A 24,827-nucleotide genomic window follows, 5' to 3' on the forward strand; every position below is an offset into this window, starting at 1 on the left:
TTAACGAATCAACTAACAAAAAACCGCCAAATCAGAGGAACCAAATCATGTTACCAAACGATAAACGTCACGACGCTTCCCGTAAGATTGCTGCTCCCACCGGTAGCCAACTCAGCTGCAAAAGCTGGCTGACTGAAGCACCGCTGCGCATGCTAATGAACAACCTCCACCCTGACGTGGCTGAACGCCCCGAGGACTTGGTGGTGTACGGCGGCATTGGCCGCGCTGCGCGTGATTGGGAGTGCTATGACAAAATCGTTGAGACCCTGCAGCGCCTAGAAGACACGCAAACCTTGTTGGTGCAATCCGGCAAGCCGGTAGGCGTATTTGAAACCCATAAAGACGCCCCGCGGGTACTTATTGCCAACTCCAACCTGGTTCCTGCCTGGGCTAACTGGGAACACTTCAACGAGTTGGATCGTAAAGGCCTAATGATGTACGGCCAGATGACCGCAGGCTCATGGATTTACATCGGCTCTCAAGGCATTGTCCAAGGCACCTACGAAACCTTTGTGGAAGCGGGCCGCCAACACTTCGACGGCAACCTGACAGGCCGCTGGGTTCTCACTGCGGGTCTGGGTGGCATGGGCGGTGCTCAACCGCTCGCCGCTACTCTGGCCGGCGCCTGCTCGCTGAATATCGAGTGTCAGCAAACCAGCATCGACTTCCGCCTGCGCACGCGCTATTTAGATGAACAAGCAGACGATCTCGACGATGCGTTAGCGCGTATCGAACGCTACACTGCCGAAGGCAAAGCCGTCTCGATTGGCCTGTGTGCGAATGCCGCGGATGTATTACCCGAACTGGTCAAGCGTGGCGTTAAGCCCGACATGGTGACTGACCAAACCAGTGCCCACGACCCGCTACACGGCTACCTGCCTGCAGGCTGGACCTGGGAAGAGTACGTGGCACGTGGTAAATCCGAACCACAAGCCACCGTCAAAGCGGCCAAGCAGTCGATGGCCGTGCATGTACAAGCCATGCTCGACTTCCAGAAGATGGGCGTACCCACTTTCGACTACGGCAACAATATTCGCCAAATGGCTCAAGAAGAAGGTGTTGAAAATGCCTTCGACTTCCCTGGTTTTGTACCCGCCTATATCCGCCCCTTATTCTGCCAGGGAATTGGCCCCTTCCGCTGGGCCGCGCTTTCAGGCGACCCGGAAGACATTTACAAAACCGACCAGAAAGTCAAAGAGCTGATCCCTGACGACCCGCACCTGCATAACTGGCTGGATATGGCCCGCGAGCGCATCAGCTTCCAAGGCCTTCCGGCACGTATCTGCTGGGTCGGCCTGAAAGATCGTGCGCGTCTTGGCCAAGCCTTCAACGAGATGGTCAAAAACGGCGAGCTTAAAGCACCCGTCGTGATTGGCCGTGACCACCTGGACTCCGGCTCCGTGGCAAGCCCCAACCGCGAGACCGAGGCGATGATGGATGGCTCCGATGCGGTCTCCGACTGGCCGCTGCTGAATGCCCTGCTTAACACCGCCGGTGGCGCGACCTGGGTCTCGCTACACCACGGTGGTGGTGTCGGCATGGGCTATTCCCAACACTCTGGGGTGGTTATCGTCGCCGACGGCACCGATGATGCCCACGCACGCCTTGGCCGCGTGCTGCGCAACGACCCGGGCACTGGCGTTATGCGCCATGCCGATGCAGGCTACGACATTGCCAAACAATCTGCCCGTGAAAACGGCCTCGATTTGCCGATGCTGAAGAGCTAATTCAACAACTACAAGGAGCACTCATAATGACCCATCTCGATATTCAGCCCGGCAAAATGACACTGGCGCAGGCGCGCCAGGTCTTTCAATCCCCCGTCACGGTTAGCCTGCCTAGCAGTGCCGACGAGGCGATCCAAAAAAGCGTCGATTGCGTCAATCGGGTAGTCGAGGAAAACCGCACGGTCTACGGTATTAACACCGGGTTTGGGCTGCTTGCTCAAACACGTATCGCCGATGAAGACCTGGAAGCACTGCAGCGCTCGCTGGTACTTTCCCATGCCACCGGCGTGGGCGCAGCGATGGACGATAGCCTGGTCAGGCTCATCATGGTGCTTAAAGTTAACAGCCTGGCACGCGGCTTTTCTGGTATTCGTCGTGAAGTGCTTGATGCCCTTATCGCATTGATTAACGCCGAGGTGTATCCGCATATTCCGCTCAAAGGTTCTGTGGGTGCATCAGGTGATCTCGCGCCGCTGGCCCATATGAGTGTGGTACTGATTGGTGAAGGCAAAGCACGCTACAAAGGCGAGTGGCTCAGTGCAGAAGAAGCGCTAAAAGTCGCCGGTCTTAGCCCGATTGCCCTGGCCCCCAAAGAGGGTCTTGCGCTGCTCAACGGCACCCAGGTGTCAACGGCTTACGCGCTACGCGGTCTGTTCGATGCCGAAGACCTCTATGCTGCCGCCACGGTTTGCGGCTCACTGACAGTTGAAGCCACCCTAGGGTCGCGCTCACCGTTCGATGCGCGCATTCATGAAGTACGTGGCCAACGTGGCCAGATCGATGCGGCGGCGGCCTACCGACATTTACTCGGCGAGAGCAGCGACATCGGCAACTCCCACGCCAACTGCGATAAAGTGCAAGACCCTTACTCTTTGCGCTGCCAGCCGCAGGTGATGGGCGCTGCGCTTACCCAAATTCGCCATGTTGCCGACATACTGGCCGTAGAAATCAACGCGGTATCCGACAACCCCCTGGTATTTGAAGATACCGACGACATCATCTCCGGCGGCAACTTCCATGCCGAGCCGGTGGCCATGGCGGCTGATAACTTAGCCTTGGCGATTGCCGAAATTGGCTCACTGGCGGAACGACGCATCTCGCTGATGATGGACAAACATATGTCCCAGTTGCCGCCCTTCCTGGTCGAGAAAGGCGGCGTCAACTCTGGGTTTATGATCGCCCAGGTAACTGCAGCCGCGCTTGCCAGTGAAAATAAAGCCCTAGCGCACCCGCACAGTGTGGATAGCCTGCCCACTTCAGCCAATCAGGAAGACCATGTTTCCATGGCCCCAGCGGCTGGCAAACGCTTATGGGAAATGGCCGATAACGTGCGTGGCATTCTCGCCATTGAATGGCTCGGCGCCTGCCAGGGGCTGGATATGCGTCACGGCTTAACCACCACTGCACCGCTGGAACAAGCCAAGCAGTTGCTGCGTGAACATGTCACCCACTACGAACAGGACCGCTTCTTTGCGCCAGACATTGAAGCCGCAAGCGAGCTGTTGGCAAGCAGAGCTTTGAGCCCGCTTATTCGGCCTGGCACCCTGCCAAGCCAACGTTAAATGACACTCGTTTTCCCGCTACGAGGGGTGGCGGGAAACTCTCGCATTCAATTCCAACGACAAGAGTAGCTATCCATGAATGCTATCGTTTTGGCCATTTTAGTGATGGTCAGCCTCAGCTTGGCTCGCGTTTCCGTTGTCTTTGCCTTAATCGTCGCAACGTTGGTGGGTGGGCTTTACGCGGGCATGCCCATCAATGCCATCCTTGATGCCTTTAACGACGGTCTTGGCAACGGCGCTACTGTGGCCCTGGCCTATGCCGTGCTGGGCGCTTTCGCCGTCGCGCTCTCACGCTCAGGCATCACCGAAGTAATGGCAAATCGCGCCATTGCGCGTTTTCATGTTGATGATTCTGGCAGCAGTCGCCGCATGGTGACTTATACCCTGCTGGCCGCCTTGCTGGCCGCGGCGGTCAGTTCTCAAAACCTTATTCCGGTACACATTGCTTTCATTCCTGTGCTGGTTCCGCCGTTACTGAAGCTAATGAATCACCTCCAGCTCGACCGCCGTCTCGTCGCCTGCGTGATTACCTTCGGCATTACCGCCCCCTATATGCTGTTACCAGTAGGGTTTGGCGCTATCTTTCTGAACGATATTTTGCTCACCAACCTCAATGAAAGTGGTGCCGAATTTGGACTGGAGATCACCCGTCAGATGGTCCCCATGGCAATGGTGATTCCTATTGGTGGCATGGCATTGGGCCTTGCCGTAGCCGTATTGTTTAGCTATCGCAAAGGGCGTAACTACCAAGACCGAGACCTGGCCAAGGGTGATGAAACCCCAGCACAAGCGGCCCAGCATTTAAAAGGTTGGCAAAAAGCGGTACTGGCAATAGCACTGGTTGGCACCGTGGCCGTTCAGCTCTACACCGGCTCAATGGTTCTGGGTGGGATCTTTGGCTTTGCTCTGCTCTCTTTAAGCGGCGTCTTCCGCTGGCACGAACAGGACGGTATCTTCACCGAGGGCATGCGTATGATGGCCTTGGTTGGGTTCATCATGATCACCGCGGCGGGCTTCGCCAGTGTGATGCAGGCCAGTGGCGAGGTTGAAGCGCTGGTCAGCAGTTCTACAGAGATAATTGGTGATAACAAGGGATTAGCGGCATTGATTATGCTGCTTGTGGGCCTTTTCATTACCATGGGTATCGGCTCTTCCTTCTCAACAATCCCAATCATCGCATCACTTTACGTACCCCTTGCGCTGAATTTTGGCTTTTCGCCGCTAGCCACCGTGGCGCTGGTAGGCACCGCAGCCGCCTTGGGCGATGCAGGCTCCCCGGCCTCCGACTCAACGCTTGGTCCAACCGCCGGTCTCAATGCCGACGGCCAGCACGACCATATCTGGGACAGCGTTGTACCGACCTTCTTGCACTATAATATCCCGCTGATTGCCTTTGGCTGGATAGCCGCCATGATCCTATAACGCGCACCCCCGCTTTTCAGCGCAATAACCATCCCCCAAAACGAAACCACCCCGCTCAGTTGAGCGGGGTGGCTTCGTCAGCAAACACAGTACATTACTACCTTTATTGGCAATAATTACTCGCTATCACTACCTGTACCTGTATCGCTATCGCTTGGACGCAACACCTTCGGGTTGGAGTTTCCCCATACCGTGTAAAGGTCGGCGAGTAGCGCACTATTGAGGTCTTCAAGTTCACCAATGGTAATTCGCTCGTCACCCTGGAGCCCGTAAAGCACCACTTCATCACCCGCTGCCACTCCCTCGACATCCGTCACGTCGACCATGGTCGTGTTCATCGACACTCTTCCCATGACCGGCACTCGCTCACCGTTGACCAGTACAAAGGCAGCGTCACTGAAAACACGCCGATAGCCGTCAGAATAGCCAACAGGTAAATTCGCCAATAAGCTATCGCGCTCCAACACCCTGACATTATCGTAGCCAACGCCACTGCCTTGCGCGTAATCGTTGACCGATGCTACCCGCGTGCGAAACGACATCACCGGCTTGAACTGCTCATAATGGGGTAGATCGCCATACAGCAAGCCACCCGGGCGTACCATATCAAGGCGAGCTTCAGGCACTTCCATGGTGGTAAATGAGTTGGCGGCGTGAAGCGTTAGCGCCTCGCGATCCAGGTTAGCCGTCTCGATTAACCAGTCACTTTGCTCGTGAAACGCTTCCAGCCCCTGGCGAACAAAATCTTCGTCCTCAAAAGCAAAGTGGGTCATGATGCCCACCAGCTCTAACGACGCTAAGTCTTGAAGCTCTAACGCTTCCTGGCGTCCTGCTTCACTATCAAGCGCCATGCCATTGCGCCCCATACCACCAGCATTCAGACCCAAATGATAGCGCAGTGTTACCCCCGCCTCAGCTGCATCGCTGGATGCTTGGCGGGCGGCCGTTATATCCCCGAATAGCTCTTCCATGCCGTAATCGAAGGCACCGCGCACTTCTTCTGGTGTCGCACTGCGCACGCGCATTAAACGCCCATCGAAACCAGACGCCCGAACAACCCGCGCTTCTTCGTTACTTGCCACACCAATACAAGGAATACCTAACGCGATCACGGAAGGCATTAAATTAGCAATGCCGTGACCGTAGGCATCGGCTTTCATAATGGCGCAAAGCTCCGCTTCTTCGCCCAATAATTCCAGAACACCGCGCACGTTCCCTTCAAAAGCCGATTGCGAGATTTCTACCCAGGCATTGGCACTCAAGTGTTCTGGGCTATCAACGAGCAATGCTTGGTCGCTCAGCAACGGCGCCGCATAGCTGGTAGTAGTAACGGTGGCAGCAACAGCGGCAGCTAACAGGGTTAGTGGATATTTCATTATCAGATCCTTGATTCGTTTTCATTGTTAAGACCCCACTGCTCACACTACCTCTACTAAACAATTCTTAACGATAGCGGGTGCCGCGTTTATTAAAAAAAGCAGCACTAGGACGCAATAACCTGATGAGAAGGAAAGATCTTTCGCTGATTGCTCTGACTGTCGGCGGGGCGCAACTCTTCTGCTCTGCGTGTATCCAAGCTCTGTTCCAAAGCAGGTTTAGGCCACTAACAGACTCGACGATCTGTTGGCTACACCGTTTATCAACGCTTATCTAATACATCTGATCGGCAATCTATCGCTCAAAAACACAATAACTCAATGAAAATTAATAAAAAATTAATTTATAGACGCAGTTTCGGTTTGGTTTGACATCAGTCAACGTAATGTAAAAATGTTGATGTTAGACGATTTTATAGAAATTTTTTATAGCCTGAGCACCATGCGTGTGATTAAACTGGGGGCGCAACATGGTTTCGAAACTGAAGCATGGATGCCCTCTATAACTCTAAACGCTATCAACAAAGAGGTTTTATGAAGCTCTCAACATCCGTGAAATGCGCTCTAGCGACGTCCATCGCCGCTTCCATCATGGCTAGCCAAGCGCTCTATGCCGATACCGTTCGTTTACGCATGCACACGTTTTATGGCACCGAAGTGGATCAGATTGCAGCTGATTTGCGGGAACGGGTAAGTGAAGCGAGTGATGGCACTATCAACATTCAATTTTTCCGTGGCGGCGAGCTAGTCAGCAGCGACCAGTTTGTCGAAGCTGTTGCCCGTGGGAGCATTGATATCGGCCATGGTGTAGGTAGTTACTGGCCTGGCACGGTGGGTATCGGCACGATCGAAGGGGGCCTACCTGGAGCATGGGTAAGCGCTGAAGAAGCACACGATATATTTGCCAACCAAGGTCTTGATGAGCTCATCGCAGAAGCTTACGAAGAGCAAGGCGTTAAGCTGATTGGCCGCGGCTTTGGTAGCGATTATGGTCTAGTCACCCGAGAGCCTGTTTCCAGCCTGGAAGATCTTTCCAGCATGCGCATCCGCGCAACCAGCTCCATTGCAACGGTGCTGGAAAAATTTGATATTCCAACAGCCTTTATTCCAGGTGAAGAACTCTACGTCGCGCTTTCGACTGGCGTTATCGACGGTGCCATTTACGGTGGCCCTGTTGAGTACGAACAGCTACGAATTAATGAAGTGGCGGGCTACTACACCGATATCAACTTACTCAACCCAGGCTGGACAGAAAACGCGTTCATCAACCCTCGCACCTGGGAACGGATGAGCGAAGAGCAGCAGCAAATTTTGGTAGATGAGCTGGCTCAGTACCTGGAAGACGTTCACAACTGGCTGGAAGAAGGCAACCAACGCATCATCGATGAAGGTGAGCTGTTTGAATTCGCCACCCTGCCAGCAGAAGATTCAAAACGCTTAGCCGAAGCATCTTTGCCGATTTGGGAAGAAGAGGCGGCACGCTCTGAGCGAAATGCCCAAGCCGTTGAAATCTTGATTAACAACGCCAAAGCGCAAGGAAGATTGAGTGAGTAAGATCAACCGATATCTACGCTTTCAGGATGGGCTTTCCGACTGGGTCGGACGAGTCACCGCTTGGCTGACGCTAGGTATTATCGGTGTACTGCTCTATGAAGTAGTCGCTCGCTATGTACTCAATGCCCCCACTGTGTGGGGGCACGAACTAGCGACGATGTTCTTCGGTGCGCTGAGTATCCTGGCTGGCAGCTATACCTTACGCCACCAAAGCCACGTGCGCAGTGATGTCATCTATCGCCTGCTGCCCTTCCGCATGCAGGCGTTGTGTGACGTGATTGTGTTCTCACTGGGTATCTTGGTGCTGAGCGTATTTTTCACCATGGCCGTGGAATTTGCCCACCGCTCCTGGCTAATTGGTGAGTATTCCAACCGAAGCATTTGGCGTCCAGCGCTTTGGCCGATAAAAGCGACCATTCCAATTGCCGTTGGATTGCTAATTCTGCAGAGCGTAGCAGAGCTAGTGAGGGCCATCGTGCGTTTACTTGGCATTCCCTATGATGATCCGCGAGACGACATTAGCGACGCTGACTAAATACAGCCCGACTCTGTTTAAACAGAGTGCTGCTTAACCCTCGCTCTATTTCAACGTGGTTTTACCGTGAAAAATAAGAGACACACCCCGGCACGTCCTTGTGGATATGCCATGCAAAGGGTATCCCTATGTTAAATTTAGACCCCATGATAATTACGGCGATCATGTTTCTCTCCATGATCGTCCTAATGGCAATAGGCGCTCCGCTAGCGTGGGCGTTGATGATATCGGGCATGGGAAGTGCCTACATGATGTTTGGCCCTGGTGGCTTGGACTTCTTGCTATCGTCGGCATACAGCACCATGGATAACTTTCTCCTGGTGGCCCTCCCGCTCTTCATCTTTATGGGATTGGTACTGGAACGTTCCGGTATTACCGATGATCTTTTCGAGATGATGCATAAGCTGATGGGCAGCCTTCCTGGCGGGCTTGGAATTGGCACCATTTTGATCTGCGCCCTTATCGCTGCCATGGCGGGAGTCTCAGGGGCAGCTACCGTCAGCCTAGGGATCATTGCATTACCGGCAATGCTCAAGCGGGGCTATCACAAGCGGCTAGTCACCGGCACTATCATGGCTGGTGGGGCATTAGGTTTTCTCATCCCACCTAGCATCTTAATGATTGTTTATGCGTTTCTGGCCCGTGAATCGGTAGGAAAGCTATTTGCTGCTGGCTTAGTGCCTGGCCTAATGCTTGCCGGTATTTATATGGCCTATATATTGATACGCTGCCGTATAAACCCTTCTCTAGGTCCCGCTGCGCCAGTAGAAGAACGCTTTAGTGCCAAAGAAAAGCTGATGTCTTTGCGCCACGTTATTGCCCCTGGCCTTTTGGTCACTGCCGTATTGGGCTGCATTATCGGAGGGGTGACCTCGCCTTCCGAAGCCTCTGCAGTCGGGGCTGGCGGTGCCATGCTTATTGCAGCGCTGAGAGGTCGGCTTAACTGGAGCCTGCTGCGCTACGCGATGCTCAGCACGGCCAAAATAACCGGTATGTTGCTCTGGATTGCCATTGCCGCGGTATTCTTTAGCCGTATCTATATGGGCTTAGGCGCCGGTATGATCGTCAGTGATTTTATTAATGACTTCTCGCTGTCGCCCTATACCGTCATCATCATCATGCTGATTAGCTTTTTTGCACTGGGCATGTTTCTCGATGACTTTGCGATCCTGTTCATCACGATTCCGCTTTATGTGCCAATCGTACGTGACTTAGGGTTCGATACTACCTGGTTTGCGGTGCTGTTTATTATAAGTATGCAGTCCGCTTATCTGACACCACCCTTCGGGTATAACCTGTTCTATATGCGATCAGTCGCACCAAAGTCCATTACTATCGTCGATATCTATCGCTCAGCACTGCCGTATGTTGCTCTACAAATAGTGGGTTTAGCACTTATCGTACTATTCCCAAGTATTGCGCTGTGGTTGCCCAACCTACTGTTCTAAACAAGCGTATCAAACGACTATCAACAGAAACCAAACTAAAAAGGCCCTAATGATTAGGGCCTTGTCTTTTATTCTTTCTCCGATTCATTCTTTTACCTTGCCTTACGCCACACTTTGTTGGCGCATCACCTGTGCAATAATCGGCACAGGAGACATCAAGTGTTCGTGCATCAATGCCACTGCTTCATCCTTCCGGCGCTCAAGGGTGGCGTCTACTAAAGCGGCATGCTCTTGGCGCTTTACTTCAAGGGCTTGAGCAGAAAACACAGTTTCCTTAAGCCACAAAAAGCGGTAGCGCTGAACTTTATCAAACAGCCCAGCGCGCACTTTCATCAAATGCGGAGAGTTACAACCAACGACCATCGCGGTGTGAAAATCACTATGTCGTCTATCCCAAATATCTAACAGCCCTTCTGCCGAGCTCATTTCCGTCAGCTTTGCTAATTGATAAGACTTTGCCAAGATATTAGCTTCCCAGGCATCATCGCCACGCTCTATCGCAAGCCCCAACATCATCGCTTCAACCTGCGCCCGGGCATCGTATATATCGTTAAGCTCAGCGAGCGACATGGGTGCCACACGATAGCCACGCTGGCTAATAGCCACCACTAGATGCTCAGCAACAAGCTGGGAAAGTGCTTCTCGCAGAGGACCAATACCCAGGTCATAGCGCGCTTTAAGCACACTCATGCGCAATTTTTCGTCAGGCTGAAAAATGCCTTTAATAATATCTATCTTAAGTAGCTTGTAAGCACGAATACCCAAGTTTTCCTTGGCATCCGCCTTTTCGTCTGGGAAGAAAGATGAATTCATGAGTATGCATTTTGCAAAGTGGGTCAAAATAATAGCACACCTTGTAACAGCTGTTTGAACGTGTTCTGCCCTGGCACTCAATAACAACGGCAACAAGCAATAAAAAAAGCCGATGCAGACTAGCTGCATCGGCTCCTATCAACACTCTCTATATCAATACTCTTATCAGCGCTCTCTACAAACGCTTCTATTGGCGCTTAACTAACCAATGAGACGCTAGATATTACGCTGTAAGCTCTTCGAGCAATTCTTCAACAATCGTCAAACCTTCTTCAAGGATGCTGTCTTCAATAGTGACCGGCATCAAGAAGCGGATCGTATTGCCGTAAAGCCCACACGACAGCAGGATAAGCCCTTTCTCCCGGGCACGTTTGCACATGGCCGCTGCGAGTTCTGGGTCGGGCGTTTGATCAGCTGCAACGATATCCAATGCCGCCATCGAACCTAAGTGACGCACGTTTTCGACACAGGCAAAGCGTTGCTGCCACTGGGTAAAGCGCTGCCCCAGCACTTCTCCTAAGGCTTGGCTCTTCTCAAGAATTTTTTCTTCTTCGAATACTTCAAGCACCGCTAAAACGGCAGCACAAGAAACCGGACTGCCTGAGTAGGTGCCACCCAGCGAGTTAGGGCCACACGCATCCATATGCTCAGCCGTTCCCACGACGGCTGAAATCGGCATGCCACCAGCCATGCTCTTGGCCATGGTCATAAGGTCAGGCTCAACACCACTGTGCTCAATGGCAAACAACTTGCCGGTACGACCAAAGCCAGACTGAACTTCATCGACGATCATCAGCATGCCGTGCTCGTCGCAAATTTCACGCACCGCTTTAAGGAAACTGGCCGGGGCAGGATAGAACCCGCCTTCACCCAACACAGGCTCGATCACGATAGCCGCGGTATCTCTTGGGTTGGCATCGGTCTTCAGCGTCATTTTAAGACCGCGGATGGCGTCTTCTTCGCTTACCCCGTGGAACGGAACGGGGTAAGGCGCACGGAAAACATTCCCAGGCATGCTGCCGAAATCAGCCGAGTAAGGCACCACTTTGCCGTTCATTGCCATGGTCATAAAGGTACGGCCATGGTAGCCGCCATCGAAGCAGATCACGTTATTCTTGCCGGTGGCGGCACGCGCAATCTTAACGGCATTCTCTAGCGCTTCAGCCCCGGAGTTAACCAGCATGACTTTGCCATGGCCGCGCACAGGCGTGAGCTGACTGAGTTTTTCAGCGACTTTCACGTAGCCTTCGTAAGGAATAACAGTCTGGCAAGTGTGCATCACCCGGCCCAACTGCTCCCTAACCGCTTCGACGACTTTGGGATGGCAATGGCCGATATTAAGCACGCCAATACCACCCGCGAAATCAATAATACGGTTACCATCCGCATCCCAGATAATCGCGTTTTCAGCACGGTCCGCAAATTGCGTTGCAGGGCTGGCGGCACCATTAGCGACATATTTCTGTTTAAGCTCATTCAGCTGTGCATTGCTCATCTTCATTTACTGCATTCCTCAGTTAATTAGTGAAAATCGCTTATAGGCCGCCAACACAGACGTATTTCAACTCAGTAAACTCATCAAGCCCATGACGTGAGCCTTCACGGCCCAGCCCAGACTCTTTCACCCCACCAAAGGGCGCTAGCTCGGTAGACAGAATGCCCTCGTTAACCGCAACCATTCCGTACTCCAGCCCTTCCATGACGTGCCAAATTCTGCGGTAGTCACGGGCATAGAAGTAAGCTGCCAACCCGAACTCAGTCGCATTCGCCATGGCAATGGCTTCTTCGTCGGTCTCGAAACGGAACACAGGCGCCAAGGGACCAAACGTCTCTTCACGGGCAACCCGCATGCTGTCGGTCACATCAGCAATAATCGTCGGTTCGAAGAAAGTGCCGCCCAACGTGTGCGGCTTGCCGCCACAGACCAAACGCCCACCCTTTTCCAACGCATCGCCAATGTGGGACTCGACCTTTTCGACCGCAGCCTGATTGATCAACGGGCCTTGCATAACGCCATCATCCAGCCCATTGCCTACGTTCAGTTCAGCCACCCGCTTGGCAAACTTCTCAACAAATGCCTCGTAAACGCCGCTTTGCACCAAGAAACGGTTGGTACACACACAGGTCTGGCCAGAGTTGCGATACTTGGAGGCAACAGCCCCTTCAACGGCGGCGTCTAGGTCGGCGTCATCAAACACGATGAAAGGGGCGTTACCGCCTAACTCCAACGATACTTTTTTGACCGTACCGGCACACTGAGCGAGCAACTTTTTACCCACCGGTGTGGAGCCTGTGAAAGAGAACTTACGCACGCGCGGATCGGTGGTTAACACCTCGCCAATGGGTGCAGGCTGGCTAGCCGTGACCACATTGATCACCCCAGCAGGCAGGCCAGCAAGCTCAGCCAAGCGCGCCACCGCCAACGCCGTGAGTGGCGTTGCTTCTGCAGGTTTAATAACCACCGTACAGCCTGCCGCTAAAGCGGGGGCACACTTACGGGTGATCATTGCCAACGGGAAGTTCCAGGGCGTAACGGCGGCCACAACGCCAATGGGTTCGCGAAACACCAGAATGCGCTTATCAACACCATGGCCCGGCAAGGTTTCACCGGCCATGCGCTTGGACTCTTCGGCATAAAACTCGACAAATGACGCGCCATACGCCACTTCACCACGGGATTCTGCCAGTGGTTTGCCCTGCTCCAACGTCATTAGCCGAGCCAGGTCTTCCTGGTGCGCCATGATGGCGTCGAACCAGGCGCGCAACAGCGTTGCACGCTCTTTCGCAGTACGCTTTTTCCAGCCATGCCCTGCTGCCTCTGCTGCGGCAACTGCTGCCAGTGCACCATCAGCATCCAGGTCAGGGACTTCTGCTAATAGCTCACCATTTGCCGGATTAGTGACCGCAAAGCGCTTGTCAGCACCGCACCACTCTCCGCCAATAAATGCGTCAGGTATCAAAATATCGGGTAACTCACTCATCTTGTTTTCCTTTTTGCCATGACATTAGAGCGTGCTCTCAAACGCTGGCCGCGCCTCCCACGAACTCGCTACAACGCCATTGCCTGTACTTCCGAAAGCACTAGCGAGCCAGCTTCTTCATTTTCAGATAGGCAGCATCAACCGTAATGACTAACAAAAATATCTACATTTATAAAAAACGTCAAAATATATTTTTAGCATATACAATAAAACATGTACTGAGGTATTTGTACTGAGCTATTGGATGACATCGAAAATGATGACTAGGCTGCGGGTAGGATTGGTACAAAAAGCGATCAAGACGTGTGCCTCAGCATTTCCGACCCGCAAGCAAGCCTTTATCGGGTATCGCTTTCGGATAAAATCAATCTGAAAAAGAGGCCGCCCCTACATCGGCGAAAATGAACAACGTAACGGCTAACTCCAACTTAAAGCGCCCTACCCACTGGGCACTATTCAGCGCGATAGCACTGATGTTGATAGGCAGCGGCACGCAGGCCGTTGGTGATTCACACGGCGACAGTCCTTATAGCGACAGCACCAACAGCGCGTGTGGCCTGACGGAGCAGAAACAGGAAATGCTAAGACTGGTAAACGAGGCACGAAACAACGCTCGTCAATGTGGCGATCAAGCATTTCCAGCAGCCAGCCCACTAACATGGAGCTGCCAACTGGAGGCCGCTGCCGAAATGCACGCCAGCGATATGGCCAACAACGACTACGTTAGCCATACCGATGCTAACGGCGCAGGAATTGAGCAACGCGCCAATCAACATGGCTACACGTGGCAAGCCTTGGGAGAAAATATTGCTGCTGGGCACGCATCTGCCGCCGCCGTGATAAACGGCTGGCTAGAGAGCCCCGGCCATTGCCGCAATATGATGAATGGCACCTTCACCGAAATGGGCATGGCCAAGGCCAGCAATGCTGATTCGCGCTATACCACCTTCTGGACACAGATGCTGGGGAAGCCCCGCTAAGCCCTTCTTAAAACCCACCGTAATGGACCGCCGAAATCGCATTCTTTGGTGAACCATCTACCAGCTTGGTGCTGTAAGTTAAGTACACAAAGGTTTCGGTTTCAGCATCGTGCATGCGCACCACGCGCATATTTTTAAACAACGCAGAGCGGCGCTGGTTAAAAACGACCTCTTGCTCGTCTACCTCGTCAGGGTCGAAGACGATTTCTCCCGTTTGCCGACAAGCCACGCTCGCCTCGCTAGCTTCCTCAGCAAGCCCTACCGCACCTGAAATCCCGCCCACCTGAGAGTAGGAAAGATAGCAGGAAATCCCCTGTACTTTTGGGTCGTCAAAGCGCTCCACTTCAATCGTACTGTTCGGGCCGATCAACCTAAACTCCGTTCGCACGCTGCCAATATGGGCATCCTGCGCCAAAAGCGAAGTAGGCAGCAGCAACGAAGACATCATCACAAGCGACGTAATAACAACCGGTGTAGAAAAACGCATAGAAATGTCCTTAGCAGGTGCAGCAGAAACGGCAAGCCAAGAGCATACCTGATACCGGTAGAGCCGGGGCAGTCAAGAAAGGCTGAATGTCGAAATGGACAGAGGTGGCAAAGGGACAGGTAACGCTAGTTAGTTAAAATGGAGCTTTACTCCCATAATGAGAGCAGGGCTATGACGACGCCAAAACCCCTTTAACCGAGTGGTACAACATGATGCTCAAAGCATCCTGGGAAACGCCACAACAGTTGAAGGCCGACATTGGAACCGCCAGCATCCTTAAAGGCGGCAGGGTTGTTTTCAATATCGGTGGTAACAAATACCGAGTCATACTCTCCATTCGGTATGAGCAGCAAATTGCTTGGGTTCGTTTCGTTGGCACCCACGTCCAGTACGATAAAGTCGATGCGGAGACAATATAATGAACATTCAGCCTATCCATAATGAAGCCGATCTTGACCGCGCATTTGCTCGTCTTGAGGAGCTTTGGGCTGCTGAGCCAGGTACTCCTGAAGCGGACGAGATCGAAGTGCTCTCAATTCTCATAGAGAAATATGAGGATAAACACTACCCCATTGGGCCGTCTGATCCTATTGAGGCGATCAAATTTCACATGGAGCAGCAGGGGCTTACGCCGCGCGATCTTGAAGCATACATAGGCTCTAGCGGCCGAGTGTCAGAAGTGCTGAACCGTAAGCGAAAACTCAGCCTACGCATGATCAAGCGCCTGCATGAAGGACTGCGAATCCCTTATGAGAGCTTGATGAGTCAGGCCACTTAATTATTCAGCCCCGCATTAGCGGGGTGTTTTATGCCACAGTGACCGTATTAGAGACTTGTCCGCTCGCAACACACACTCGCATACACAAAAGCATGGTTTGAGTGGGGTTTACGTGGGGCGACTAGAGGCAGGCTATCAGTTAAAAAGCCGCATGGTTGCAAGGTTTATGGTGTAACTAGGAGCGACTAGGGGGAGTTACATGGCGTCCCTGGCAGGAGTTTAAAAACACATTAAGCGATTGAATTATATGGCCTTAACATGAAATATAAAAAACCAATATACCACACCGTATACCAGCCCCCTCCATTTGCAACCTGCTAACGGCTTATCATTGGATAACATCACTCGCGATTCAGTTTGCGGCACAGATGGACTGCTTACGGCCAAGAGCAGTCTTTGAGGTAGTGCTGATTAGCGCCGCCAGCACGCGCGGCTACGAAATAGAGGCGAAGCCACAATGCAGTAGACGTCGCCGTGACTGACCTTGTTATATGCTCTCTAGTTTCCGAGCCCATGATCCGAGTTGCTTCTCACAGCTACGATTCTTCTGGCCACCAAGCTGGGTTTGAATCATAGAATCTATTATTTCAGACTCCTTCTCTCGAAAATTGTCTAGCAGACCAGGTATGGATTCAAGCTTAAACTTTGCGGAAGCATAATGGTCTTCGAGGGATAGAACAGGCCGTTCTAGCTTATTCTCAAAAGCCGGAACAAGAGCGATCGCCGCTTTTAATATCACACAAACAGCATTTCCCTTCGGAGACTCCGAGGCTACGTATGCAAACCGTTTAGATTTCCTATCCCATTTGAACCTTTGCAAGTCAGTTTGGAATAGGAATTCCTCAACATTACCACCGTTTAATGCCATCGAACCATCATGAGCATTTGCATTCCTCGCATCTTTCATGAAGCGAAACCAGTAGTGCATAGCCGTATCGCATTCAAAGTACTCAGCGAAAATTTGTGGATTGCTCTCAAGATCCCTCTCAGAAACCAGTCCTTCCCTTTCAGGAAGACCGCCTAACTCATTAGCCAGAGATTTACTTAATTTAGCAACTTCCCAAGTTGATACAAGGGCATTAATGCAAGCAGAGAAGGTAAACTGCATCTTATCAAAGTAAAAATTATCTTTTGGAACCGGAGCATTCTTGTAGCTAAATGCGTTATCAGCAGCCTCTGTGATAAAAAAATCTAACTCATCAACCTTCCGGTAGAATTGGAAGTAAACCATTTCTGCGTAATTCTTCAAATCCATGAGGTAGGCTTCTCTTTATCATGCAACGCCGTTTTAAGCGGCTAATTGCAGTTGGCTATAATGTGTAATGAACGAACAACAGTCAACTGTAATTTGTCCGACTTGAAAACCCTTTTCATAGGGCATTACACCTCAAAATAGACGGCTATGGGATCAATGACGACTTCATTGTCTTGCTTACCTGAAATAGAATTTTCAATTTTAGTCAAATGATCGACAAGATTTAAAAGTGCAGCCTTCATGTTTGAATAATCTTTACCTTCTTCATCTAATTCCACTTCATTATCTGAAAATGCTTGAGATATTATTCCGAAGACAACAACTTCCTTTTCAGTTTTTCGAGAATATTTTTTAATTAATATATCCTCACTCTCCCTCAGAAAACCACGCTTTAAACACGAAGTAAAAAGTGCCTCGCCGATAGATTGAGCAATTTCAAATTGATCCGAGAAACCATATTTGGTTAACAACCCTAAGTTATCCAAAAACTTTTGATCTTGATAAAGGTTGCCCTCTTTAGCTAATGTTTTGAGGTTAGTTAGTTTTTTATGCTCGGCTTCGAGTTGGGATTTTTTATTCCTATCTGGTGTTTGCTGCTTCAACAATGCAAGCTCGGCATTTAGTTCATTAATTCGGCTAAATGCCCCTATATGCGCTAATGCCTCACCAATCGTATTAAATTCGGAAAATAACTCCGTTATTTTATTTACATCATTAAATGTTGATTTAGCCTTTACTTTTATAAAAGAAAAGTCAGCAATGGATGCTTTAAGATTTTCTAAAGAAAGTGCTGAACTTGTTAGATCTAAAACCCGACCTTGCTCCATTAGGTGGTTTTCAAATAATGTAAAGGAGTAGTCATGAAAGAATTTTTTCTCAGTTGCTTTACTACTTGAAATAATTACATCAGCTAAAACTTTACCACTCCCTACTGGACCTTTTTGAGTTTCACTTTCTTGATTGTCTGAGGAGTTTTCATTTAAAACATATTCAGTTATCCCTTCAAATATTTGAGATGATAATGAATACATTTTATCTTCATCTAAGTATATAAAATTCTTTATCATTTGTTGCGCTTCCTTGACTTGTATTCTTCGTAAAATTTATTTCTTGTATTAATAATTGACCAAGCAACAGTAAAAATACCGACAATGCCTACAACCAGAGTTAATGAGATGATAATTGTAGTAGCCATTATGCAGCATCCTCATTAGCTGCAATTTTCGAAACTCTATGGAATACAGAAAAACTAATTAAAAACGAAATAACAGCTAAACCTACAGCGCAATTTCTTATTGCTTCAATGTCTATAAAGCTTGGAACCCCCTCACTTATCATTATCAATGCAAATAAAACGCTATAAAAAGCAATGAAGGTTATAGATGTACCATTTTGAACGGTTTTCCACGACTTTTCATCATCAGCTAGATGTTCAATTTCATTGATATTGGAAATATGTAAAATTAGACCAAAAGCAATAAAGTCTGATGCCATTATTAAACTGACCACACCAGACTCAGTTACACTCCAGACAAACATTCTTGAGAGGATAGGAATTAGCCCCACTAGAACAGTGTAAATCAGCCATTTGATTTTTTTGTTTTCCATGTTCAATGCTACTCCATGCAATTATGTGTCCTATAACGCCCGGCTATGGCGCCGGAGTGCAGTTGAGCTTTTTTGTGGTAGCTACCACAAAAGAGCTCAACAGAACGGAGGTCGCGCATGAGCCGATTGTTATGCACGACTTTCAATACTCACATATCTTACATAACAAAATTCACGACTAAAAAATGGCTTCATTTTTTCAAGCAATTCTTGCTTTGACAAAGCTGTATCGACACATATTTGATTATTGGAATCTGATACAGAATTTACCTCATCGAGGTTTTCAATATCTGAAGCCAACGATTTCAAATGAAACTCATAGTCATCTAAATCAAAATTCCCATATGGGCAATCTCTACTCAAATCGTTCTCGGTTAGTGGTCTTACTGTAATTACGTATTTCAAGAGTACCTCCTGCATAACAGTGTATTAGACGGCGCACTCTATGATTGAATGAACGTGCTGGCACTTTTTCCCGGTAAATGCAGCCTGCTAGGTTCTTCTAAGCCTATGATTCTTAAATACATCAATTTTAATTAGGCTATATATTCAAAATTCGTGCGCCTACTGCATTTCCTGGCATGTCCGCTCAGTGTCGATAGCTGCTAGTTGGGGTGGACAGGTCACTGAACAGAAAACTACTAGCTTCTGTAATCAAACGATGACATCGGCACCACTTACTATTGCTAGTGATTTGCAAACTCTGGCCACAAGTGAATTGATACTCATAAGCCCCAATTTTAGCTTTAATTATTTTTAGCAGTATTGCCTATTCCTTTACGCCTGTGCAACCCGTACAGCTGCGACTTTAGGCCATCCTGCGCCGGAAGGCTTCGGCTCTACAGGGTTTTGTCAGGAATGTCCTTTTTAGCTATCGGCCAACCGATAGCACAGCTTTAGATTGTTGCTCCCCATCCTATTCGTCAAAACTGCATAACTTCGCATGAATTCGCATGATTTTCATGCACCCATTTTTCACCAGCCAGCCCAGTATTGGCGCAGCTTGGCAGCGGGCGCAGGGGTGCATAAAAACCACTACATTTAGCGCGCGGGCGGGGCGGGGTGTCGAGTGCGCGGCGTGGGTCGCGGCCGGTGTGGGGGTGGATGGTTGGCAACATCGCCGCATGAAGCCCTCTAGACGCTCGCACAAGGCTGGCTACCCTTCCGCCCTCCTCTCCATCGCCTAACACGACAACGCCCCGCACAAAGGCGGGGCGTTGGTCACATACTAGCTTCTTTCGACGATGCAGCGTCCTTGCTTAGCGCAGTGTACTCGCGGCCACGGATCTTATCTTCTGAGCTGCGAAGCGATAGCGCGCCGTAGGTCGCGGTTAGGGCGAACGCCTATGACTGTCAAAACTGCCGATAGAGCGACCTTGAGAATGTTTGGTTATGAATGCGCTGTCTGATACCGCATTTCAATCAGTTGATGTTCGCCAACGACTTCTACTTCCTTGATGAACTCAAATCCAAACCTTTCGTAGTAATCTCTAAGGTAAGTGTGGGCATGGATCTCAATAGAAGTGACCCCCAACTCCTGGGCATATTGCATCATTGCCTGGACAACTTTCGAAGCGACGCCCATTCCTCGACATACCTCACTGACCGCTATCCTGGCCATGGTAGAAGAGCCGTCTTCTTTCACCGTTAGCCGGGCCGTTGCAATGGGTTCACCGTTGTCCGTTACCAGCGCGTGGAATGATTCCTCATCCAGTCCATCCAGTTCCAGCTCTGCAGGAATCTGCTGTTCACGTGTAAACACCTGATAACGAATACCTTGAGCCTGCCTGATCAACTCAGAATCATTACCGATAGTGACTTCCATTGCTGTTTTTCTCCAAAACAAAAATAGCTATAAATTAGCACATGCGTCTCTCCCGCTTGAATGGGTGGGCGCCAGCCAGAGCTTGGATTCCTAGCGCTAACATGCGAACGCCCCGCACAAAGGCGAGGCGTTGGTCATACACTAGCTAGGTCATTCTTAGGCGTTATCGAGGTCATCGAGGCTGGGGGAGTCGGTAACTGTGTAATTGAATCACTGACAGATGGTTTCATTCAGTCGATAGTCCATCGCGGCCACGGCTTCATTGCCACCACTTCTTGTCAAAACCGTTAAGCCATTTTGGCCTTAACAGCCGCAAGCGGTGGGACAATTTGCGGCATAGGCCTCGCCCTCCAGTTGCAGCACCGTGTGACGGATTTCAAAACGTTCGTGCAACATATCTGTCGCCAGCGCCAGCAGCTGGTCATGGCCAACGCCACCGTCTGCCATAACCAAGTGAGCGGTGATGGCGTTGTCACTTGTGCTTATAGCCCACACGTGGAGATCGTGAACGGACACCACGCCGGGTAATGCCAGCAGTTCCGTTTGTACTTTCTCCAAATCAATTTCCTCGGGAACACCGTCAAAGAGCAGATGCAGCGATCGGCGGAACAGCGACCAGGTGCCGACGACGACCACCAGTGCAATGACCAGACTCATGACTGGATCAATCCAGCTCCAGCCCTGCCAAAGATAAGCGGCACCAGCGACCACCACACCCAGGGACACCAGGGCATCGGCTGCCATATGCAGAAAAGCCCCTCGTATATTCAGATCGCCTTTGCTGCCAGCCAGAAATAACCAGGCGGTCACCGAATTGATCACCACCCCAATGCCGGCTACCACCATTACGGTACCCGCGGCCACTGGCGACGGCATTTGCAAACGATCAATGGCCTCCCAAGCTAAGTAACCCATAGCCACCAGCAGGACCACCGCATTCACAAAGCTGGCCAGGATGGAGCCTTTGCGCCAACCATAGCTGTGGCGCATATTAGGCTGCAATTGCGCCGCACCAAAGGCAGCCCAGGCCAGCAGCAGCCCTCCTACATCACTCAGGTTATGAGCCGCATCGGCCAGCAAGGCCAGGGAGCCAGTTTTCCAGCCATAAAAAGCTTCGATGACCACAAATGCCAGGTTCAGTGTTACCCCGATGGTAAACGCCCGGCCGAAACTGCGGGGAGCATGATCGTGATGGTGAGCCATCAGTTCTTTTCCTTGCGGGTAAAGGGTGTGGGGCTTTATGCGTCAGTGGCAGTCTTATTGAGCGTTAGTAGCATCTGCCTTCGCACTCCTGACCCCGGATTCAGCGCGTCTTGCTGCGCAATGCCTCGAAGCCAATGATGACATCCAACAGCTCAGTGGTGATGTCATCCTGACGAACCGACCTCAGTTGCCCTTTGACCTCGTCCAGCCGGTCGTCTACCGATTGTTCTGCCTGCTGCATCAGAGCAAGCCGTGCGGCATTTTCGGTGACCATGGCCTCCGCCGAGGCGCGAAAGACACTGGCGAAGATATGGCTGCGCAACAAGGCGGCAAACAGCTCAGGTGGCGGCATTGAATAGTCGGGCAGGGAGCGGGATTCCCAGGGTCGATCGGCGAGCTCCGCCAGGAACGCCTGCCCCAGGGGTAGCAGCGGTACCAGCACCGGCTCGTGCTGTCCGCGACCAGCTCGTTGGGTAAAGGCCAGCGTGACTTTCCGGTTGTGAGGCTCGCCGTGCCCGATGTCATCCAGTCGGGTTACGATGCTGCTCGCCAGGCGTCCGATGCCATCCGCCGAGGCCGGTGGCAAAAAAACACTTTCGGGACTGAGCCCCTGCCCCGCCAGGGCATCATTCATCTGGGCGCCAACACACAATATCCGAACACCCAAGGTTGCTGCTTTTAGCGGCGCGATTTCGGTCTGAACCTTTTCGGCAAGTACCTCGTTGTAGTTACCGCACAGACCATGGTCGGAACCGAACACCACCACGATGGTGTCGACAGGTTCCGCTTGTGGCAAGGCGATGGAGCCGGTTCTGGCGACAAAGGCTCTGAGCCCACTTCGCACCGTCCGATGATAGGCCTCGATAGATCTGGCGGCACGCTCATAGGGCATGGCATTGATGGCGGAGATGGTCTTCATGGTGTGAACGATCCCGCGAATGCTGGTGAGCGTCTCATCACGGCGGGTCAGGGCTTCAAGTGTCTGCGTCACGGCCGTGCTCCGGTACACTCAGGGCGGCACGTGCCACCTTCAACAGAGAAGCGCGGTCATCCTCATCCAGAGGCAGGTTATCGGCGATTCGCGTTGCGATCCTTGTCAAGGTGTCCCCCACCGACGCCCTGACGCTTTCCATAGCAGCTACCACCTCGGCTTCCGACAGCCCGTCGAACATGCCGTCCATCGCTGCTAGCAACACCATTAGCTGCTCCACCGCCGGTATCGGGTCCCGCTCAGGCTGACGCAAAGCCGCCCGAACCGCAGCACCTCGGACCAGACGCGCCCGGGTGGCGTCATCCAGCCGGGTGCCAAAGCGGGCAAAGTCTTCCAACTCCTCGAACTGGGAGAGGGTGACGCGTAAGTTACCGGCAACTTCCCGAAACGCACGGTGCTGCGCCTTGCCGCCTACCCGCGAAACTGACACTCCGAGATCGACTGCCGGGAACTGGTTTTTGCGCACCAGCCGCGGTGACAGATAGATCTGGCCGTCGGTGATTGAGATGAGGTTGGTCGGGATATAGGCCGACAGGTTTTCCGCCTGGGTTTCCACCACGGGCAAGGCGGTAATGGAACCTCCTCCGGCCTCCGGGGTGAACTGTCCGGCGCGTTCGAGCAGCCGGGCATGCACATAGAAGATGTCTCCCGGAAATGCCTCGCGTCCCGGCGGGCGCCGCAGCAGCAGCGAGAGTTCACGGTAGGACCGTGCATGGTGCGTGAGGTCATCGAAGACGACCAATACATCCTGGGCTTGATCGGCGAAGTACTCCGCCATCGTCATCGCCGCATAAGGGGCGATGTAAGCAAGGCCTGGCGCGCTCTCATCACCGGCAACTACCACGATCGTCTTCGCCATCTGTCCGCTCGCCCTCAACGTTTCGATGACTCTGGCGACCGCATCCCCACGCTGGCCGATGGCGCAATAGATACTCAGGACCTCTGAACGGGCCTGATTAAGGATGGTATCCACGGCAATAGACGTCTTGCCTGTCTGCCGATCACCGATGATCAATTCTCGCTGCCCTAGACCAACAGGCACCGCAGCATCGATCGCCTTGAGACCGGTCGCCAGGGGGCGGCTAACAGCAGCGCGGCTGAGAATATCGGGTGCCCGGGCTTCCACTGGTCGTTCGGCCACGGCGGTCACCTTGCCCTTGCCATCCAGGGGCTGGCCCGTGGCATCGACAACACGTCCCATTAGTCCCGGCCCCACCGGCACACTGATTACCTTGCGGGTACGCCAGACATCCTCTCCGGCCCTCACCTGCTCGGAAGGGCCTAACAAAACGACCCCTAACCGATCCGGCTCAAGATCCAGCACCACGCCGCGAACCCCAGAGGCAAACACCAGCAGCTCATCCGCCAAGGCACGCCCCAACCCGGCTACCACCGCAATGCCATCTCCCACTGCAGCCACCGTGCCTACTTCGTCCAGTACCGGCGAGGGTGCCGAGCTGGCCAGCAGAAGGTCGATAAACCCCTGTACGCCAGGCAGCCGCGATTCATCCGCCATAATTGTGCACCCTGCTCGACTCGCCACTTGCTAGGCGCTCTTCCAGCAGACCCACCAGCTCGTCGGTATAGCTGTCCACCGTCCAGTCGAGCTGGATGCTGCCGATTCGCAGGACCATCCCAGGGGACTGACTATCATCTGTGGCAAAGCGTAAGGAAAGCCCGGGCACTAGCCCCTGGAGAGCGGCTTCCACCTCTTGCCGTGCGTCCTCCGGCAGCGGTGCATGAGTGGTGACAACTGCGCCTTGGGCATTGCTAGCCGCGGCGGCCAACTCCTCCGACAGCGGCGGCGCCAGCTGGCTAATGACGTGCAGGGCAATGCGCGCCTCCAGACGTTCGTCGGCCAAATCGCGCAGCGCCCGGCTAGCCAGTTGGTAAAGCGTTTCGGCACTCGCCTTGTACAACTCCGTCGTGAAGCGTTTCTGCTCACGCGCCAGGTGCGCCTGCAAATCCAGCCGTTCCTGCTCCAGTGTCTCCCGGGCCTCAACCAACAGGGCGTTCCGCTTTTGTTCGGCTTCCTGGCGAACCTGTGCCTCCAGAGCGGTTTGATCGGCCAGTAGCTGCTGTTTCTGTGTTACGAAGTCCACCTCAGCAGCTTCCGCCTTCTGCTGGGCGCGTGCCGCCTCCCCCATCTGCTCCGCGATCTCGGCCTCGCGGGAATCGATGCCATTCAAAATAGGCTTGTAAAGAAAACGTTTGAGCAGCCAGACCAGCACCAGAAAATTGGCGATCTGAGCGAGAACCGTAACCCAGTCAATCGACATGGC

General features: G+C 52.2%; 22 protein-coding genes and 1 pseudogene. 9 read left to right on the forward strand and 14 right to left on the reverse strand.

Annotated features, from left to right (window positions below; all coding sequences use genetic code 11):
* The first annotated feature begins 47 nt into the window (after nucleotides 1–47).
* The 3 genes from hutU to JFC11_RS08315 all read left to right on the forward strand — a co-directional run bounded on the left by hutU (nucleotide 48) and on the right by JFC11_RS08315 (nucleotide 4,711).
* Nucleotides 48–1,727 (forward strand): urocanate hydratase, encoded by a 1,680-nt coding sequence (gene hutU, locus JFC11_RS08305; RefSeq protein WP_193085336.1) that lies wholly within the window; start codon nucleotides 48–50, stop codon nucleotides 1,725–1,727.
* 26 nt (nucleotides 1,728–1,753) lie between these two features.
* Nucleotides 1,754–3,289, forward strand: coding sequence for a histidine ammonia-lyase (gene hutH / locus JFC11_RS08310; protein WP_038485808.1), 1,536 nt, complete (start codon nucleotides 1,754–1,756; stop codon nucleotides 3,287–3,289).
* Between the two features lie 75 nt (nucleotides 3,290–3,364).
* Nucleotides 3,365–4,711: a Na+/H+ antiporter family protein gene (locus JFC11_RS08315; RefSeq protein ID WP_095603240.1), complete on the forward strand. Its 1,347-nt coding sequence runs from the start codon at nucleotides 3,365–3,367 to the stop codon at nucleotides 4,709–4,711.
* 116 nt (nucleotides 4,712–4,827) lie between these two features.
* Here the strand turns inward: JFC11_RS08315 and alr are convergent, their stop codons facing one another.
* The gene (gene alr / locus JFC11_RS08320; protein ID WP_120386721.1) at nucleotides 4,828–6,087 is read right to left on the reverse strand and encodes an alanine racemase; all 1,260 of its coding nucleotides are present in this window, start codon (nucleotides 6,085–6,087) and stop codon (nucleotides 4,828–4,830) included.
* 534 nt (nucleotides 6,088–6,621) lie between these two features.
* On the opposite strand from alr, the gene dctP reads away from it, so the two are divergent.
* The 3 genes from dctP (at nucleotide 6,622) to JFC11_RS08335 (ending at nucleotide 9,624) form a co-directional block, all read left to right on the forward strand.
* Nucleotides 6,622–7,641 carry a TRAP transporter substrate-binding protein DctP gene (gene dctP, locus JFC11_RS08325; protein ID WP_095603242.1) on the forward strand — a complete coding sequence of 340 codons (1,020 nt, stop codon included), beginning with the start codon at nucleotides 6,622–6,624 and terminating at the stop codon, nucleotides 7,639–7,641.
* The gene (locus JFC11_RS08330; RefSeq protein ID WP_038485821.1) at nucleotides 7,634–8,176 is read left to right on the forward strand and encodes a TRAP transporter small permease subunit; all 543 of its coding nucleotides are present in this window, start codon (nucleotides 7,634–7,636) and stop codon (nucleotides 8,174–8,176) included. Before dctP ends, JFC11_RS08330 begins: the two co-directional genes overlap by 8 nt.
* Before the next feature lie 128 nt (nucleotides 8,177–8,304).
* Nucleotides 8,305–9,624, forward strand: coding sequence for a TRAP transporter large permease (locus JFC11_RS08335; RefSeq protein WP_198349165.1), 1,320 nt, complete (start codon nucleotides 8,305–8,307; stop codon nucleotides 9,622–9,624).
* A 102-nt stretch (nucleotides 9,625–9,726) separates the two neighbouring features.
* On the opposite strand, the gene csiR is transcribed toward JFC11_RS08335, so the two are convergent.
* The 3 genes from csiR to JFC11_RS08350 all read right to left on the reverse strand — a co-directional run bounded on the left by csiR (nucleotide 9,727) and on the right by JFC11_RS08350 (nucleotide 13,418).
* Nucleotides 9,727–10,437: a DNA-binding transcriptional regulator CsiR gene (gene csiR / locus JFC11_RS08340; protein ID WP_198349166.1), complete on the reverse strand. Its 711-nt coding sequence runs from the start codon at nucleotides 10,435–10,437 to the stop codon at nucleotides 9,727–9,729.
* A 223-nt stretch (nucleotides 10,438–10,660) separates the two neighbouring features.
* Nucleotides 10,661–11,932 carry a 4-aminobutyrate--2-oxoglutarate transaminase gene (gene gabT / locus JFC11_RS08345; protein ID WP_038486928.1) on the reverse strand — a complete coding sequence of 424 codons (1,272 nt, stop codon included), beginning with the start codon at nucleotides 11,930–11,932 and terminating at the stop codon, nucleotides 10,661–10,663.
* A 40-nt stretch (nucleotides 11,933–11,972) separates the two neighbouring features.
* On the reverse strand, nucleotides 11,973–13,418 hold the full coding sequence (locus tag JFC11_RS08350; RefSeq protein ID WP_198349167.1) for an NAD-dependent succinate-semialdehyde dehydrogenase: 1,446 nt from the start codon (nucleotides 13,416–13,418) through the stop codon (nucleotides 11,973–11,975).
* A gap of 401 nt (nucleotides 13,419–13,819) precedes the next feature.
* Here JFC11_RS08350 and JFC11_RS08355 point away from each other — a divergent pair, with 401 nt between their 5' ends.
* The gene (locus tag JFC11_RS08355) at nucleotides 13,820–14,398 is read left to right on the forward strand and encodes a CAP domain-containing protein (RefSeq protein ID WP_198349168.1); all 579 of its coding nucleotides are present in this window, start codon (nucleotides 13,820–13,822) and stop codon (nucleotides 14,396–14,398) included.
* A 7-nt stretch (nucleotides 14,399–14,405) separates the two neighbouring features.
* On the opposite strand, the gene JFC11_RS08360 is transcribed toward JFC11_RS08355, so the two are convergent.
* Complete coding sequence (locus JFC11_RS08360) at nucleotides 14,406–14,885, reverse strand: CreA family protein (protein ID WP_095603245.1); 480 nt, start codon at nucleotides 14,883–14,885, stop codon at nucleotides 14,406–14,408.
* Nucleotides 14,886–15,076: 191 nt separating this feature from the next.
* Between JFC11_RS08360 and JFC11_RS08365 the strand changes: the two are divergent.
* Together JFC11_RS08365 and JFC11_RS08370 are read left to right on the forward strand one after the other, a co-directional pair.
* Nucleotides 15,077–15,304, forward strand: a pseudogene (locus JFC11_RS08365) (type II toxin-antitoxin system HigB family toxin); the annotation flags it as partial.
* The gene (locus JFC11_RS08370) at nucleotides 15,304–15,663 is read left to right on the forward strand and encodes a helix-turn-helix domain-containing protein (protein ID WP_198349170.1); all 360 of its coding nucleotides are present in this window, start codon (nucleotides 15,304–15,306) and stop codon (nucleotides 15,661–15,663) included. The pseudogene JFC11_RS08365 and the gene JFC11_RS08370, both read left to right, overlap by 1 nt.
* 487 nt (nucleotides 15,664–16,150) lie before the next feature.
* Here JFC11_RS08370 and JFC11_RS08375 read toward each other — a convergent pair whose 3' ends face one another.
* The 9 genes from JFC11_RS08375 to JFC11_RS08415 form a co-directional block, all read right to left on the reverse strand.
* A complete protein-coding gene (locus JFC11_RS08375) occupies nucleotides 16,151–16,918 on the reverse strand; it encodes a hypothetical protein (RefSeq protein ID WP_198349171.1) in 768 nt (255 codons plus the stop codon).
* A gap of 125 nt (nucleotides 16,919–17,043) precedes the next feature.
* Nucleotides 17,044–17,985: a DUF6414 family protein gene (locus JFC11_RS08380; RefSeq protein ID WP_198349172.1), complete on the reverse strand. Its 942-nt coding sequence runs from the start codon at nucleotides 17,983–17,985 to the stop codon at nucleotides 17,044–17,046.
* A 127-nt stretch (nucleotides 17,986–18,112) separates the two neighbouring features.
* On the reverse strand, nucleotides 18,113–18,526 hold the full coding sequence (locus tag JFC11_RS08385; protein ID WP_198349173.1) for a hypothetical protein: 414 nt from the start codon (nucleotides 18,524–18,526) through the stop codon (nucleotides 18,113–18,115).
* A gap of 129 nt (nucleotides 18,527–18,655) precedes the next feature.
* Nucleotides 18,656–18,931 (reverse strand): hypothetical protein, encoded by a 276-nt coding sequence (locus JFC11_RS08390; RefSeq protein ID WP_198349174.1) that lies wholly within the window; start codon nucleotides 18,929–18,931, stop codon nucleotides 18,656–18,658.
* Between the two features lie 985 nt (nucleotides 18,932–19,916).
* Nucleotides 19,917–20,351, reverse strand: coding sequence for a GNAT family N-acetyltransferase (locus JFC11_RS08395; protein WP_027958988.1), 435 nt, complete (start codon nucleotides 20,349–20,351; stop codon nucleotides 19,917–19,919).
* A gap of 303 nt (nucleotides 20,352–20,654) precedes the next feature.
* Entirely contained in the window at nucleotides 20,655–21,554 is a 900-nt protein-coding gene (locus tag JFC11_RS08400) for a cation diffusion facilitator family transporter (RefSeq protein WP_198349176.1), read from the reverse strand.
* A gap of 100 nt (nucleotides 21,555–21,654) precedes the next feature.
* The gene (locus tag JFC11_RS08405; protein ID WP_198349177.1) at nucleotides 21,655–22,545 is read right to left on the reverse strand and encodes a F0F1 ATP synthase subunit gamma; all 891 of its coding nucleotides are present in this window, start codon (nucleotides 22,543–22,545) and stop codon (nucleotides 21,655–21,657) included.
* The gene (locus JFC11_RS08410) at nucleotides 22,529–24,061 is read right to left on the reverse strand and encodes a F0F1 ATP synthase subunit alpha (RefSeq protein WP_198349180.1); all 1,533 of its coding nucleotides are present in this window, start codon (nucleotides 24,059–24,061) and stop codon (nucleotides 22,529–22,531) included. Before JFC11_RS08410 ends, JFC11_RS08405 begins: the two co-directional genes overlap by 17 nt.
* Nucleotides 24,051–24,824, reverse strand: a complete 774-nt coding sequence (locus JFC11_RS08415) for a F0F1 ATP synthase subunit delta (RefSeq protein ID WP_198349182.1) — start codon at nucleotides 24,822–24,824, stop codon at nucleotides 24,051–24,053. The genes JFC11_RS08410 and JFC11_RS08415 overlap by 11 nt, the downstream gene beginning before the upstream one ends.
* Between the last annotated feature and the right edge of the window lie 3 nt (nucleotides 24,825–24,827).

The organism is Vreelandella alkaliphila (genome assembly GCF_016107625.1).
Taxonomy (GTDB): domain Bacteria; phylum Pseudomonadota; class Gammaproteobacteria; order Pseudomonadales; family Halomonadaceae; genus Vreelandella; species Vreelandella alkaliphila.

Excerpts from the sequence above, each read along its gene's own strand:
- hutU (WP_193085336.1), top strand. The coding sequence starts at position 48 with ATGTTACCAAACGATAAACGTCACGACGCTTCCCGTAAGATTGCTGCT.
- hutH (WP_038485808.1), top strand. The coding sequence starts at position 1,754 with ATGACCCATCTCGATATTCAGCCCGGCAAAATGACACTGGCGCAGGCG.
- JFC11_RS08315 (WP_095603240.1), top strand. The coding sequence starts at position 3,365 with ATGAATGCTATCGTTTTGGCCATTTTAGTGATGGTCAGCCTCAGCTTG.
- alr (WP_120386721.1), bottom strand. The coding sequence starts at position 6,087 with ATGAAATATCCACTAACCCTGTTAGCTGCCGCTGTTGCTGCCACCGTT.
- dctP (WP_095603242.1), top strand. The coding sequence starts at position 6,622 with ATGAAGCTCTCAACATCCGTGAAATGCGCTCTAGCGACGTCCATCGCC.
- JFC11_RS08335 (WP_198349165.1), top strand. The coding sequence starts at position 8,305 with ATGTTAAATTTAGACCCCATGATAATTACGGCGATCATGTTTCTCTCC.
- csiR (WP_198349166.1), bottom strand. The coding sequence starts at position 10,437 with ATGAATTCATCTTTCTTCCCAGACGAAAAGGCGGATGCCAAGGAAAAC.
- gabT (WP_038486928.1), bottom strand. The coding sequence starts at position 11,932 with ATGAGCAATGCACAGCTGAATGAGCTTAAACAGAAATATGTCGCTAAT.
- JFC11_RS08350 (WP_198349167.1), bottom strand. The coding sequence starts at position 13,418 with ATGAGTGAGTTACCCGATATTTTGATACCTGACGCATTTATTGGCGGA.
- JFC11_RS08355 (WP_198349168.1), top strand. The coding sequence starts at position 13,820 with ATGAACAACGTAACGGCTAACTCCAACTTAAAGCGCCCTACCCACTGG.
- JFC11_RS08360 (WP_095603245.1), bottom strand. The coding sequence starts at position 14,885 with ATGCGTTTTTCTACACCGGTTGTTATTACGTCGCTTGTGATGATGTCT.
- JFC11_RS08370 (WP_198349170.1), top strand. The coding sequence starts at position 15,304 with ATGAACATTCAGCCTATCCATAATGAAGCCGATCTTGACCGCGCATTT.
- JFC11_RS08375 (WP_198349171.1), bottom strand. The coding sequence starts at position 16,918 with ATGGATTTGAAGAATTACGCAGAAATGGTTTACTTCCAATTCTACCGG.
- JFC11_RS08380 (WP_198349172.1), bottom strand. The coding sequence starts at position 17,985 with ATGATAAAGAATTTTATATACTTAGATGAAGATAAAATGTATTCATTA.
- JFC11_RS08385 (WP_198349173.1), bottom strand. The coding sequence starts at position 18,526 with ATGGAAAACAAAAAAATCAAATGGCTGATTTACACTGTTCTAGTGGGG.
- JFC11_RS08395 (WP_027958988.1), bottom strand. The coding sequence starts at position 20,351 with ATGGAAGTCACTATCGGTAATGATTCTGAGTTGATCAGGCAGGCTCAA.
- JFC11_RS08400 (WP_198349176.1), bottom strand. The coding sequence starts at position 21,554 with ATGGCTCACCATCACGATCATGCTCCCCGCAGTTTCGGCCGGGCGTTT.
- JFC11_RS08410 (WP_198349180.1), bottom strand. The coding sequence starts at position 24,061 with ATGGCGGATGAATCGCGGCTGCCTGGCGTACAGGGGTTTATCGACCTT.
- JFC11_RS08415 (WP_198349182.1), bottom strand. The coding sequence starts at position 24,824 with ATGTCGATTGACTGGGTTACGGTTCTCGCTCAGATCGCCAATTTTCTG.